The 13398-nt window shown below is 69.8% G+C and carries 10 protein-coding genes; 4 read left to right on the top strand and 6 right to left on the bottom strand.

What is annotated here, in order from left to right; translation table 11 throughout:
* Positions 1-247 precede the first annotated feature (247 nt).
* On the bottom strand, positions 248-1819 hold the full coding sequence (locus CLT68_RS27435; RefSeq protein ID WP_099855251.1) for an MFS transporter: 1572 nt from the start codon (positions 1817-1819) through the stop codon (positions 248-250).
* Positions 1820-2294: 475 nt separating this feature from the next.
* On the opposite strand from CLT68_RS27435, the gene CLT68_RS27430 reads away from it, so the two are divergent.
* The gene (locus tag CLT68_RS27430; protein ID WP_486482339.1) at positions 2295-2924 is read left to right on the top strand and encodes a TetR/AcrR family transcriptional regulator; all 630 of its coding nucleotides are present in this window, start codon (positions 2295-2297) and stop codon (positions 2922-2924) included.
* A 51-nt stretch (positions 2925-2975) separates the two neighbouring features.
* Here the strand turns inward: CLT68_RS27430 and CLT68_RS27425 are convergent, their stop codons facing one another.
* Entirely contained in the window at positions 2976-3431 is a 456-nt protein-coding gene (locus CLT68_RS27425; protein ID WP_371409897.1) for a recombinase zinc ribbon domain-containing protein, read from the bottom strand.
* Between the two features lie 780 nt (positions 3432-4211).
* Here CLT68_RS27425 and CLT68_RS27415 point away from each other — a divergent pair.
* Positions 4212-4430 carry a hypothetical protein gene (locus tag CLT68_RS27415; protein ID WP_143743266.1) on the top strand — a complete coding sequence of 73 codons (219 nt, stop codon included), beginning with the start codon at positions 4212-4214 and terminating at the stop codon, positions 4428-4430.
* A 68-nt stretch (positions 4431-4498) separates the two neighbouring features.
* On the opposite strand, the gene CLT68_RS27410 is transcribed toward CLT68_RS27415, so the two are convergent.
* From CLT68_RS27410 to CLT68_RS27385, 4 genes are all read right to left on the bottom strand, one after another.
* On the bottom strand, positions 4499-6289 hold the full coding sequence (locus tag CLT68_RS27410; RefSeq protein WP_099855247.1) for a vWA domain-containing protein: 1791 nt from the start codon (positions 6287-6289) through the stop codon (positions 4499-4501).
* A gap of 84 nt (positions 6290-6373) precedes the next feature.
* Positions 6374-7639 (bottom strand): serine/threonine-protein kinase, encoded by a 1266-nt coding sequence (locus tag CLT68_RS27405; protein ID WP_158240945.1) that lies wholly within the window; start codon positions 7637-7639, stop codon positions 6374-6376.
* Positions 7640-8886: 1247 nt separating this feature from the next.
* Complete coding sequence (locus CLT68_RS27390; protein ID WP_099855239.1) at positions 8887-9975, bottom strand: epoxide hydrolase family protein; 1089 nt, start codon at positions 9973-9975, stop codon at positions 8887-8889.
* 263 nt (positions 9976-10238) lie between these two features.
* Complete coding sequence (locus CLT68_RS27385; RefSeq protein ID WP_099855237.1) at positions 10239-10916, bottom strand: HAD-IA family hydrolase; 678 nt, start codon at positions 10914-10916, stop codon at positions 10239-10241.
* Positions 10917-11241: 325 nt separating this feature from the next.
* Between CLT68_RS27385 and CLT68_RS27380 the strand changes: the two genes are divergently transcribed.
* Both CLT68_RS27380 and CLT68_RS27375 read left to right on the top strand, forming a co-directional pair.
* Positions 11242-11925, top strand: a complete 684-nt coding sequence (locus CLT68_RS27380; RefSeq protein WP_172862064.1) for a response regulator transcription factor — start codon at positions 11242-11244, stop codon at positions 11923-11925.
* Positions 11922-13358 carry a sensor histidine kinase gene (locus CLT68_RS27375; RefSeq protein WP_099855235.1) on the top strand — a complete coding sequence of 479 codons (1437 nt, stop codon included), beginning with the start codon at positions 11922-11924 and terminating at the stop codon, positions 13356-13358. The genes CLT68_RS27380 and CLT68_RS27375 overlap by 4 nt, the downstream gene beginning before the upstream one ends.
* Positions 13359-13398: the final 40 nt, after the last annotated feature.

The raw sequence follows: 13398 nt of genomic DNA, 5'->3' as shown, positions 1-13398 counted from the left end.
CACGAGCTAACGCGGCGCTTAAGCGGGCCGCTGCCCCGGAGGTGGTGTTCCCCGCCGCGCCCACTCCCGGGGCAACCCGGCGACACCTCGGCTCCGCAGCCGCCGGACTGTCCACCCGATGTCGCTGATGCGTCGCTCATCGCCGCCCGGTTCGTACCCCGGACGTGGGTCACCCCACGCCGGTCCCGGGGGTAGACCGGCGTGGGGTGAGAGCGTGGCCGCCCGGCGGCGGCGGCGGGACGGTGGGTCAGCCGTTGTACCCGGCCAGGGCGTCCCGGTCCGACGACGCGTCACCCTCTTCGCTGTCGGTCTTGGCGGTGGCCAGCACCCGCGGGGGCAGCATCACCACGGTGAGCAGGAGACCGGCGATCGCGATGCCGCACATGGCCCACAGCATCACGCTCATGCCGTCCATGAAGGCGGCCCGGACCGTGGTCAACAGTTCGTCGGACCCGAGCTGCCGGGCGACCTCGACCCCGGCGGGGGCGCTGTCTCGCGCGGCTTCCACCGTCTCCTCGGGCAGGCCGGGCAGTTCGAGGGAGCCCCGGTAGTTGGCATTGAAGATCGCTCCCAGGATCGCCACCCCGAGTGCGCTGGCGAACCGCTGGACGGCCTGCATCATGGCGGTGCCCACGCCGCTGCGTTCTTCGGAGATCTCGTTCATCGCCACCGCCGCCGTGCCGACCATGACGAAGCCCAGGCCGGCACCGATGATCACTGACCAGCCGAAGACGTAGCCGTAGCCGCTGCTGAGCGTGGTGCCTGCGGCGGCACCCATGCCGACGGCGATCAGGAAGAACCCGAGACCGATGCCGACGGTCGCACCGAAACGGTTGAGAATCGCGTTGTACGCGATGACGCCGATCGCGATGCCGAGAATGACCGGCAGCAGTCGGACCCCCGTTTCCATCGGGTCATTGTCGCGCACTTCCTGGAAGTACTGCGGCAGCGTGAACAGAAGGCCGGAGATGGCGAAGAAGACGACCACGCTGAGAATGGTTCCCCAGGTGAAGGGGCGCGATCGGAATAGTGACATGTCGAGGAGCGGTTCCGCGCCCGGCCGGCGCGTGAGCAGACGTTCGCGGAAGATGAAGCCGGCCAGGACGACGATTCCCAGAGCCGAACTGCCGAGCGCCACGGGGTCGGTGATGCTCAACCGACCCGCCTCGATGATCCCGAACGTCAGCAGGACCAGCCCGAGGCTGGAAATGACGATGCCGGCCAGGTCCACCCGCGGCCTCTGGGATGCGCGTGACTCCGGCAGCAACACGATCAGTGCCACGACCGTGAACGCGACGACGGGCACATTGATGAGGAACACCGAGCCCCACCAGAAATGGGAGACCAGCCAGCCGCCGAGCAGCGGTCCGAGTGGAAGAGAGAGCATCGTGATGCCGGACAGCACCGCGAACGCCTTCGTCCGCTCATCCTCGCGGAACATTACTCTGACCAGCGCGAACGGGATGGGAACCAGCGCTGCGGCGCCCAGCCCGAGCACGGTCCTGGCGATGATCAACTGGGCCGACGTCTCGGCGTTCGCCGCGAACAGGGAGGTGACCCCGAACAGCACCAGGGCGCCGATCAGAATCTTCTTGCGCCCCCATCGGTCGGCCATGAGGCCGATGGGGAGCAGCAGCGCCGCCTCGGCGAGGACGTAGGAGTTGATAATCCACTGCAGGTCGGCGGTGGAGGCGCCGATGTCGGTCGCGAGTTGCGGCATCGCCAGGTTCAGTACCGTGATGTCCAGACCGGTGATTAGGACCGCCACGGACAGAACGCCGACCGCCCACCATTTACGTCTGTCAGAAATTTCCGTCACCTGTTGGACTCCATCTCGTTATTCTCCGGACGGGTTGGCAGGAAGGTGGATGGCCGACGTGGTCATCGAGGGAACCGGCAGCAGGCAGTACGTCGTGCACAGCGCATCATGAGCTAGCTCTCGGGTGGGTGGGACCGCATGCTCAAAGACGCTCTGCGCGATCTTCTCCGCCCTTTTTCGGAGCATACGGAGCGGCCACTCCGCTTGTCAAGCGAGGTGTCGATAGTGCCCGTCCCGATGCGGCCGCACCCGCGCCCCGGCGCGTGGACGACGCGGGTCGTGCGCGATCGGACGGTGCCGGTGCTCCATGCGCGACGGGCGGAACCCGGTCTCTGATAACACACGTCGGCAGGTTGGCGGGCTACAATCGGAGTGACGGCTCTGTTTGCTCGGGCGGGAGTGCCGGGACCGGCTCCCCTCGGAGGTCAGCTGACCGCCGCTCGGGCGCAGGCGGCGGACTACCTGGGAGATGATGTTGTCGGCTGTAGCGAAGGCACTGCCCGCACCACAGGCCGCCGATGGCGACCAGGACACCCCACGCCCACTGCGCGCTGACGCACGACGCAATCGCGCCCGCATCCTCGCCGCCGCCGAGCAGGTCTTCGCGGCGCGCGGTGCGTCGGTGTCCACCGAGGAGATCGCGCGAGCGGCCGGGGTCGGCATCGGTACCGTCTTCCGCCACTTCCCCACGAAGGAAGCGCTGCTTCAGGCGATCATCGAGGGAGTGGTGCGGCAGCTGGTGCACGATGCGGAGCAGTTGCGCGCCGAGGGTGATCCGGCGACCGCGTTGTTCACCTTCTTCGCCCGGATGGTGGAGCAGGCGGCCGCCAAGAAGACAGTCGTCGACCTGCTGTCCGCAGCCGGTATCGACCTGGACGTCGCCAAGCCCGTCAACCTGCTGGGTCGGACGCTGGCGTCGCTCCTGGTCGCCGCGCAGGAAGCCGGTGCGGTTCACGAGGACGTTGCCATCCCCGAGGTGACCGCCCTGCTGATCGGCACCTGTCATGCCGCTCTCCAGACCGGCTGGGACGACAACGTGCGCGAACGCGTCCTCACCGTCATCTTCGCCGGCATGAGTGTTTCCGGGTACCGCCGCCTTGGCTGAGCAACCGGGTCGCATCACCCGCGAGACGCGGGTGCGCCGTCGGTGGGCCGGTCAGATCCGGTCGGTCCGGATGCGGCCGTCCCGACAGCACAAGCCCTGAATCTCCAGCTCGGCGAAGGCGATCCCACCCGGGTCGGGAGCGTCCACGGCCGGCATCACCGCGGGGTCGAGCACGGCGTCGGCGACGGCGCGATACTGGAGGAGTTTGGTGTCGCACGCCGCAATGATCTTGTTCGCGGCGATGATCTCCGGCGCGACGGTGCCGGGCCCGGCGTTGGGTTGGGCGGCGTGGAGTCGGCGGATCGTCTCGGTTAGCCGGTGCGGGGCGAACGCCTTGAGGAGCCAGTTATCGAGGGCGGGGACGATGTCTTGTTCCGCGACGTAGACGTTGCGCGGGTGCTGGACGTGGTTGGCGAGGGCGTACTCGTTGGGATAGCGGCACCGGTAGTAGGCGGTCTCGTGTGCTTGGTGGCTTTGCATCTTGCGTCCGCATAGTCCGCAGAGCATGAGTCCGCGTAAGACGTAGTGGCGGCGGACCTTGCGTTGTTGGGTGCCTGTGCGACCTCGGCCGCTGGCCGCCATGATCGTCCCGCGGCGGTGACCACCGCGTGTGCGGCGGCGTGCCGGCGCAGAAGAGTACGGAACAGGTCCGGGTCGACCGGAGTCACGGGTTCGGCGATGACGGTCATGGCTGTCCTCCTGGGTCGACGAAGACAGGTACCCGCCGCCACGAGTACGCGTGGAGGTAGGGCAGCGAGCAACGGTCGATCGGTGCGAGGAGTCGGCAGCCGGTCATCGTCGAGCCGGCGGCGCGAGGGGGAAGAGAGGGGGTGCGGGCTCAGCGGCAGCAGCCGCAGGCGGCGGTCCAGCCACGGCAGCATCCCCGCGACACCGCGATGGCGGTGCCCTGAAGCAGGGTGTGTTGGCTGGTCACGGATACGACGTTAACCAACAATTTCTATGCGTAAAGTAGGATTTCAGGCCCTGGGACCCGCCCGTCGACAGGCCGTCACGACATCCGGCGCCTGGCATCCCGAAGTCATGCGGTGCCGCCTGGTGCCGGGGGCTTGAAATCGATGGGAGAGCGTAGGGCGCGCTGTGGTGACCGCAGTCGGCCGCCTGACGGAGGTGTCAACGGCGAGACCGGCTCTCCTGCCGACTTCATAGGAATTCGGTGCCTCGGGCGCTCCCGGTTCTCGCCCTATCGTCGCGGTTCAATGTGATGTGGGCGATTGATCGGTGAGGCGACCGCCCATGAGTGCACACTCGACATTACAGACGTACGTCATGAATCTCCGGCAAGTCCTGCGTACCGCCACGGGTGGCGACCGGATCAGCAGGCGGGAGCGGGGGTACGCCCTGCACGTGGAGCCCGGTGAGCTGGATCTGAACGATTTCCACCGGTTCGCGGCGACCGCAAGCGAGGCCTTCGCCGCCGGCCGGTACCCGGAAGCGGCCCGGCGCTGCCTGACCAGGGGGGATGAGGTTTTCGGCACTCGCAGGTAGGGGAGTCATCCCAGTCGTACCGTCCGGGCGCCGCAGCCTCTCCGGCCCAGTGCGGGCCAGGGATTGCGTCAGAAGCTGCTGACCAGCTTCACGAACGCCTCATCGATCTTGGCGGGATCGGTGGCGTCGAAGGCCTTGCCCGACGATGCCTTGGCGATCCGGTCCAGGGTGGCGAAGTCCGACTCCCGGTCGAAGGCGATGCAGAACACCTTTACCGGACGCTGGGGGTCCAGGGCGACCTCGGCGAGCAACCGGGCCAGGTCGTTGTCCTGGCTGTACTCGTTCTTGCCGTCGGTCAGCACGACGAGCGCGTTGATCCGCTGCGGGTCGTACCGGTCGAGCAGCTTTCGGTGTGCGGCCCGGACCGTCGCGTAGAGCGCGGTGCCGCCCTCGACATGCAGGCCGGCGATCTTGCTGTTGATCCGCTTCTGGTCGAACTCGCCGAGAGGGACCTCCTCCCGGTAGGGGCTCTTCGGCCGCTTCGGGGTCTCCGAGGAGAACGACCAGAGCCCCACCCGGTCTTCGGTGTTGAGCAGCGCGAGGCCCTTGCCCGCCGCCGCCGAGGCGACCTGGAAACGGGTACGGGTGCCGACCATCGCCTGCATCGACCCCGAGGTGTCCAGGGCGATCAGGATGTTGGCCTTTTTGCGGAGCGTGCGCCAGCCGTCCAGCATCGCGCCGACCACCTGCGGGTCCGGGGGCTCGAAGTAGGTCAGCCCGCCGGTGGGCTCGGCGCCGACGCTGGCAAGCAGCTCCACCGAGGCTCGGCGCTCGTGGTCCCGGAAGCCGAGGCGGGCGAAGCTCTCCTGCTGGGCGTCCTCGGTCAGGAACGCCTGAAGGTCGGCCGCTGCCGCGCGCTGCCGCTCATCGGCGGAGGGCAACACCACGAACGGGTGGTCCAGATTGAACGTGCCCTCCTTGGGATGGACGGCGACCAGCTGGACGTTCGGTCGGCGGCCCCGCTCCTGCCCCTCCTGCCGAGGGCTCAGCGCACCCGTGTTGTAGAGGTCCACCAGCTCCTCCTGCAGGACGATGGCACTCATGTCGTCCGTACTGCCCGCCCCGCCGGCCAGGTCCGCCTCGGCGAGGCTGCGCAGCAGGTCCACCGAGTCGTCGCTGTAGTGCGACACGTTGGCCTCGATCCGGCGGACGAACTGGGTAATCGCGGGGTCGGCCAGGTCGGACCGGGTCAGGTCGCTGGACCGTTGCACCGCCGCGTAGTAGGTGGCGATGGTCGCCGCCAGCCCGGAGGTGGACAGGTTCGGATTGTCCTTGCCAAACGTGAAGCGGCCCCACTCCGGCTTGCCGAAGCCCGCCCACCCGTTCCGCCCGGAGAGGCCCAGGATCTCCCCCCAGCCCAGCGACCCGCGCTGGCGTAGCAGCTCGGCCTTGGGCTGCGGCATCGCGATCACCAGCGGGCTGTTGGCGATCGACGGGTAGCGGTCCGGGGTCTGCGGCTCCCGCCCGGCGGCCTGGTCGAGCAGCCGGAGCTGGCCGGTCCACAGGCTCGACGTCGGCAGCCAGACCTGTGGCTGCGGCAGACCGGTGTGGGTCCACCCGGTAGCCAGCGCCTCGGTGGCCTTGCCCGAGTTCAACGCGCTGACGTGCACCTGGGCGCAGCCGCCGCCATCGATCGACCGGTCACTGCGGTTGTAGCGCTCGGCCAGGTCGACCAGCAGAGCCGCCTTCTCCGTCGAGGAGTTGACCTGGAGGGTGGTGGCGCAGTCGGTGCGCGCCCCCTCGTTGCCCGCTTCGCGCTGCCGGACGAACACGAACGCCCCGGCGATGACCACCAGCCCGGCGGTGACGGCGGCGGTGTAGGGCAACCACTGCCGCGTACGCGTAGCGGATGGGGCCATCGGGACGTCCTCCTCGGCGGGCGGCTGGTGGCAGTCAACCTATCGATCCGGCGCCAGCCGGCGCCCCCGACCCCACCGCACCGGTCACCCGCGGTCGGACCTTCCCCCGACCGCCGTCGCGACCAGCAGCCGAACCAGGTAGACCACGACGAAGGCGACCGCCCCGGCCGCGGCGGCCGGGCCGACCGTGCTCGATGCGACGTAGCCGGCGGCGGCGCCAGCCGAACCGAGGAAGAGAGCGGTCGAGATGCCCCAGGCGTCAAGGGCCTCACTACGCAGCCGCCGCAGCGCGCCGTCACCTCCAGCACCGACGCCGGGCTCCGTCACCAGCAGGTGTGCCGGCTGGGTCGGCCGGGCCTGGGTCGGCACCGTCGGCTGGCTCGGTATCTGCGGCTGCGTCGGGCGCGGCTGCGGTGCCGTCGGTGTGACCTGGGGCAGTGGGTGGTTCGGCGTCGGTGCGCCCGCGGTCTCGTTGCCGACCTCGAGCAGGTTCTCCCGACGTAGCGGATCGGTGACCCTGCCGTCCTGCCGGAGCAGCCGCACCAGCACGCGCTCGGCACCAGGTCGGTCCGCCGGATCTTTGGCCAGGCACTCCCGGATCAGCTCGTCCAGAACGGGAGGCAGCGCAGGCAGCTCGGGCGGATCGTGCAGCACCCGGTGCATCACGGCGAAGAGCGAGTCATTGCCGAAAGGCGGCCGACCACCGGCGGCGAAGGCGATTGTGGCCGCCCAGGCGAAGACGTCGCAGGGCGGACCGACCGCGTCGTTGCGGAACCGCTCGGGCGCCATGTACGCGGTAGTTCCCATGACCCGGCTGGACGCCGTCTCGGTGACGCCCAACGCGCGGGCGATGCCAAAGTCGATCACCCGAGGACCGTCCTCGCCCAGCACCACGTTGTCCGGCTTCAGATCGCAGTGCACCACCCCGGCACTGTGGATCGCGGCGAGCGCGGTGACGGTGCCGACCGCGAGCCGGTGCAGGGCGTTACCGGTCACCGGGCCGCGCTCGCGGACGTGCCGGTGCAGGGTCAGGCCCTCGATGAACTCACTGACCACGTAGGGCCGCTCGCCGTCCACCTCGGCAAAGAGCACCTGCGCGGTGCAGAACGGAGCGACCCGGCGTGCGGCGGCGATCTCCTTCATGAACTGCGACCGCGCCCGTGGATCACTCAGATCGACGTTGACCATCTTGATCGCGACCCGGTCACCGGCGTCGTCCTCACCGAGATAGACGACCCCCTGCCCACCCGCGCCCAGCCGGCCGACCAGCCGATACGGGCCGGCGGTGACCGGATCGTGCGTCCACAGTTTCGCCAACCCTGGCACCGGCGTGCCGGCCAGTTCTGACATCCCGACTCCATCAGTGTCGTGCCCGGCCACCGGCGGCGCAGGACACGGCCATCGTGCCATGTCTGGTTCGACCACTGGCTGAGGTCGTGGGGACGTGACGCCCGCGTCGTCGGCGCGGCTCGGGGGCGCTCAAGACTCTGCGAGCCTCAGAGTCGTGCCGAGTGTGATCGGCGGCGGTGGGGTAAGGGTTCGTGTCGCCCCTCGGACACCAGATATTTGCTCCACGGTGCGTGCTGAGATCGACTGCAGCGCGCACCGTTTGCGTTTTCGGGCAGGTGGGTCAGCCGGAGACCGAGTTGCCGGTAGACGTCGGCCGGGTCGGCGTCGCGGAGCACGGCGGCGATGTCGCCGAACGCGTCCACCAGGGCTGTGATCTCTGCTCGGCTCATCCGGCGCGGGGCGGTGTCCGCGTTCGCGTGCAGATCCGCTTCAGCCCGCGCGTTCAGCCTGGGTCTGCGCGATCCAGCCGGTGACCACCGCCGGGTCGGCTCCGGCGTCGAGGGCGGCGCGGTGAAACCTTCCGCAATCCGGCTGGCTGCGATACCGTCCGGCCCCGTGACGTGCGGATACTCCAGCTCGTAACGCTAGCTCGCGTTCTGGGTGCGTTCTCTGACACACGAGGCGGGGCCGATCTGGCGGGCTGCCGGCCGGGGTCAACCGTCGCCCCGTTGACGGCTGTGGCCCCCTCGGATCCGGCCAACGGGCAGCGCGGCAGGTGATGGGGGTCGACCACCACCCGCGGGCACTCCTCCTGCCGGCAGCTCCACACACGCCCCATCCAGCGGCAGCCGGCCGGGCACCACCGTGGGCACGCAGCGGGACGGGGTGGCCGGCGGGGCAGGCTGTCGGCGGCCCACTCCTGCCAGACCCGCCTGCCGCCGCGCGTGCGTACCCACCGTCCCGCCACCACGGCATGAGGGCACGAGGGGGCCGACCGGAATACGCCGGAGACCGGCAATAGGACGATGGATCCGCTGGTCAGCGGTACGTACCCGGCGGCCATGCCCCAGATCGGCCGTTCGCCGGGCTTGCGACCGAACAGCCAGCTCGCGCCGACCCAGCCGAACCCGACGACCGCGGCCGTGCTCACCCCAAAGGCGAGCAGCGGGCGGCCGGCGAACCCGGAGAGCGGCATCTGGGACAGGGCCAGGAACAGGGCGGACGGCATCGCAAGTTGGAACACGAACCGGCCGAGCACCGCCGCCACCGCCTCGCCCAGCAGGCCCCAACGACAGGCCGCTCCTGGATTACCGCAGCGCGCTGAAGAAGGCGCGCAGGTCGGCAGCGAGCAGGTCGGGCTCTTCCTGGGCGAAGAAGTGGCCGCCGACCCTGGGCTCGTGCCAGTGGGTGAGGTTGGCGTAGGTGCGTTCGGCGAACGACCGGGGCAGGCCGGCGTCCTCCACGCTGACCGTGATGCCGGCGGGTACGGCGACCATTGGCAGATGTGGGGCCAGGCGGTCGTCACGGTAGGGCCGGAAGGACGTGCCGATGCAGTTGGTGACCCAGTACAGCATCACGGTGGTCAGCAGCTCGTCGAAGCCGAACCGGCGGGAGATGTCGCCGCCACAGTCGCTCCAGCGCTGGTACTTCTCGATGATCCATGCGGCCAGGCCGGACGGCGAGTCGCTCAGCGCGGCCGCAAGGGTATCGGGCCGTGTTTCCTGGAGGATTCCGTAGCCCCAGTCATCTTGGGCCTTCGCGTCGAGCATGGCGATGAACGCCTCCTCGGCTGGGCTGAGGTCGCCCCTGCGGTCCGCTGGCGGGAACTTGATGTGCTGCGAGAAGACCCCGATGACCCGATCTGGGTGGCGGGCGCCGAGCCACGTCGACACGCCGGACCCGATATCGCCACCGTAGGCGCCGAAGCGGTCGTAGCCCAAACGGGTCATCAGCTCAGCCCACACGTCCGCGACAGCCGCCTCGGTCGTCGGGCCCTCGGCGAGTGGACCGGAGAAGACGAAACCGGGCAGGCTCGGTATGACGAGGTCGAAGTCTGCGAGCCGGGACACCAGGGGCAGCATCTCCGTGTACGTGCTGGGCCAGCCATGGGTCAGGATCAGCGCCGTGGCGTCGGGCGATGCCGAGCGAACATGAACGAAGTGGACCGGCGTGCCTCGGACCGTGGTGACGAACTGAGGGTACCGATTGAGGGCACGCTCGACCGCACGCCAGTCGAATCCATCGAGCCAGTACCGCACCAGACCTGCCAGGTACCCAGGGTCGGTGCCGGCGGCCCACGGCTCTCCTGGGGCGGCTGGCGCGAGCCTTGTCCGCGAAAGCCGAGCTCGCAGGTCGTCCAGGACGGCTTCGGGCACATCGATGTGGAAGGGCGTCACCCGATCATGATTCCATCGCAAGGAGTCACTCGGCAGCCGCCCGAATGGGCAGGCTGGTGGCCTTTCTGCTTGTGCACAGCAATGGAGTCAGTGATCGAGTGAATCGCCGAGGCGTGCGGACGCTCGGGGGACCGTCACGGCTGGAGTGGGTCAGCCTTCCGGGTGCCCGTCGTAGACGCAGAATGGCGTCCACACATGTCGAGTTGAGTCCGGCGACCCGGCAACCACCGACACACTGAACGGGCGTCTGCGCCGGCTCCCGCTCACCGGAAACTGCCGACGCGCCGGGCCAGTCCCGCCAGGACCGCGTCCAGGGACAGCTCCGCGGCACTGGGCAGCAGCAGGTCCGCGGCCGTGAAGTGGGCGCCGTCCGCATGCGAGTTCGGCACTGCCACGCACCGCAGCCCGGCCGCGTGCGCCGCCGCCATGCCGTGCGCGGTGTCCTCGAATGCGACCGCCTCCTCCGCCGGCAGCCCGAGCCGGTCCAGGGCCAGCAGATACACGGCCGGATCCGGCTTGTGCGCGGCCACCTCCTCGCCGGTCGCCAGCACCTCGAACCGCGCCCGCAGCCCGGCCCGATCGAGCATCGTCCTCACGTGGGTGACCGGTGAACTGCTCGCCACCGCGAGCCGCAGCCCCAGCTCCGCAGCCCGGTCCAGCCAGCCGACGATGCCCGGTGCCGGCTCCAGCGCCGCGTTCAGTTCCGCCCGATACGCCATCCGCAGCGCGTGACTGGACTCGCGGTCGTAGGCCGGTCCGACCGTTGCGGCGAGCGCGGCGTAACGCGGCTCGTTCGCGTCGCCGCCATGGTCGGCGAAGAAGCCGGCCGGATCGAGTTCCAGGCCATGCCGTCGCCACTCCCAACGCCAGCTCTCCAGCAGCGTCGTCTCCGTGTCCATCAGCAGGCCGTCGAAGTCGAAGATGAGCGCCTTGACCGTCATCGCTGCAGTATCCCAATCCAGCCTCCGCGGCCAGCGCCTGCCGCAGTCAGGCAACGCGGTGAGCTCCAGTCAAAGCACATGACCGGCCCGGAGCAGCGCACCCTGCATGGCGACCTTCGGCACACCCGAGGCATCGACCTTCGAACGTTCAGGTCATCACCCCCCGGGAGGCACGCTCGCTCATGCCGAGAACGGTGCACCTGACCATGGCGATGGGATGCTGCGGTCCACCGTGCGCCCGACCTTTTAATCCTGGCCTCAGGTTGATCGGGGACACTGAGCGGCAAAAGCATCGATTGGAAGGGGGCGCGTCGGCGTGCGGATCATGATCGCGGATGACGACGCGGCCATCCGTGAGTCGCTGGAGCGGGTTCTCCAGGTCGAGGGTTACGACACCAGCACCGTCGCCAACGGTCTCGCCGTGCTCGACGGGGTCGGTGGAGCCGGCGGTGACACGCTGGATCTGCTGATCCTTGACGTGATGATGCCCCGCCTCGGCGGGTTGGAGACCTGCCGGCGGTTGCGGGCGGCGGGTCGGGATCTGCCGGTGCTGATGCTGACCGCTCGTGACCAGGTCTCGGACCGGGTCGCAGGGCTGGACGCGGGCGCCGACGACTACCTGCCCAAGCCGTTCGCCACCGAGGAGTTGCTGGCCCGGGTGCGGGCCTTGCTGCGCCGGCGCACGCCGGGCGACGGGGAGTCGCAGGTCCTGTCGTTCGCCGACGTCCGGCTCGATCCCGACAGGTTCGAGGCGTGGCGAGGCGGGCGGCCGCTGCGCCTGACCCGGACCGAGTTCTCCCTCCTGGAGGTCCTCGTGCGTAACGCGACCCGGGTGTTGACCCGCGACGCGCTGTTCGAGGCGATCTGGGGCTTCGACATGAGCGCCACCGCCAACAACCTCCAGGTGTACGTGAGCTACCTGCGCCGCAAGATGGAGGCCGAGGGTGAGCCGCGATTGATCTACACGCTGCGCGGCCTGGGATACACGTTGCGGGAGAGTCCTCCGTGAGCAGGCCCGCCGGCCGGATACCGCGCCGGCTGACCCGATGGTGGCGCCGGCGGTCACTGCGGACCAGGCTGACGGTGATCGCGGCGACGGCCATCGCGGTCAGCGTGTTCATGGCCTTCCAGGTGGCCAGCGAGCTGCTGGACTGGGAGCTGCGCGACACCGCCGAGGATCAGTTGCGCGCCGACTCCCGCGTCCTGGCGACGGACGGGGAGCGCGCCGGCCTGGCGCAGGTCCAGCTACCGCCGTATCCCGGAGCCGGTCGACTGGTGCGGGTCATCCTGCCCGACGGCTCGACCCGGACGCCGGCCGGCCAACCCGCGCTGCCCCCGGTCAGCGAGCACGCCGGGCGCGTGGCGCAGGGCGCGTCGGCCGACCTGATGGAGTCGAACGACATCGACGAGGACGGCTACCTCATCTACACGCTGCGGGCGGGCGACGGCGCGGTCCAGGTGGCCCGCGTCGCCAACGACAGCCCGATCAACCGGTTCGGGTTCGGCATGCTGCTGATCGGGCTGCTCTGCGTGGTCGGCGGCGCCCTTGTCGGTCGGACCGTGGCGCGGACCGGGCTGGCACCGATCGACCGGCTGACCGCCGCCGCGGTACGCGTCGCGCACACCCAGGATCTCGACGCCGACATCCCGGATGAAGGCGGCGGGGAGATCCGGCGGCTGATCCAGTCGATCAACGACATGCTCGCCGCACTCCGGGACTCCCGGCGGGCCCAGCGGCTGCTCGCCGAAGACGCCGCCCACGAGCTCAAGACCCCGCTCACCAGCCTGCGCCTCAACGCCGAACTGCTGATCCGGCTCGATCGGCGCGGCACCCTGGACAGCGCGCTGCCGGCGGAGAGCCGGACCCGGCTGCTCAACGACCTCGGCGCCCAGGTAGCCGAGTTGAGCACCCTCGCCGCCGAACTGACCGACCTGGCGCGCGGTGACGTCACCGACGAGAGCACCGACCTGCTCGACCTCGCCGACGTGGTGGTGCACGCCGCGACCCGGGCGCGTTCCCGCGTGCCCGACATCGAGGTCGCGCTCGACGTCACCTCGGTGTGGGTGAGCGGGCGTCCCGCTGCGCTCCAACGGGCCGTGCTCAACCTCATCGACAACGCCGCCAAGTGGTCCCCCGCGGACCAGCCGGTCCAGGTCCGGCTCCGTGCCGAGGGCGCGTCGGCGGTGCTCGAGGTCGATGACGCCGGGCCGGGCATCGACGCCGTCGACGTACCGCGGGTGTTCGACCGGTTCTACCGTGCCGACAGCGCCCGGGCGTTGCCAGGATCCGGTCTGGGGCTGTCGATCGTTCAGCGGGTCGTCGACGCCCACGGCGGCCGGGCCACCGTCGCCCGCTCCGCACGCGGTGGCGCGCTGCTTCGGGTCGACCTTCCGGCCGCGGCCCCGCCCGGTCGAATCACGCGGCCAACCGCCGGACCATGAAAAAGATCCGGGACGGCCCTGAGGCTCCGTCCCGGATCTC

The organism is Micromonospora sp. CNZ299 (assembly GCF_002754415.1).
Note: the sequence above shows the minus strand (reverse complement) of the source record. Positions and strands in the feature narration are given on the sequence as shown.

Coding starts and splice junctions, on each gene's coding strand:
- CLT68_RS27405 (WP_158240945.1), bottom strand. CDS start 7,639: ATGTCAGAACTGGCCGGCACGCCGGTGCCAGGGTTGGCGAAACTGTGG.
- CLT68_RS27380 (WP_172862064.1), top strand. CDS start 11,242: ATGATCGCGGATGACGACGCGGCCATCCGTGAGTCGCTGGAGCGGGTT.
- CLT68_RS27385 (WP_099855237.1), bottom strand. CDS start 10,916: ATGACGGTCAAGGCGCTCATCTTCGACTTCGACGGCCTGCTGATGGAC.
- CLT68_RS27415 (WP_143743266.1), top strand. CDS start 4,212: ATGAATCTCCGGCAAGTCCTGCGTACCGCCACGGGTGGCGACCGGATC.
- CLT68_RS27410 (WP_099855247.1), bottom strand. CDS start 6,289: ATGGCCCCATCCGCTACGCGTACGCGGCAGTGGTTGCCCTACACCGCC.
- CLT68_RS27425 (WP_371409897.1), bottom strand. CDS start 3,431: ATGCTCTGCGGACTATGCGGACGCAAGATGCAAAGCCACCAAGCACAC.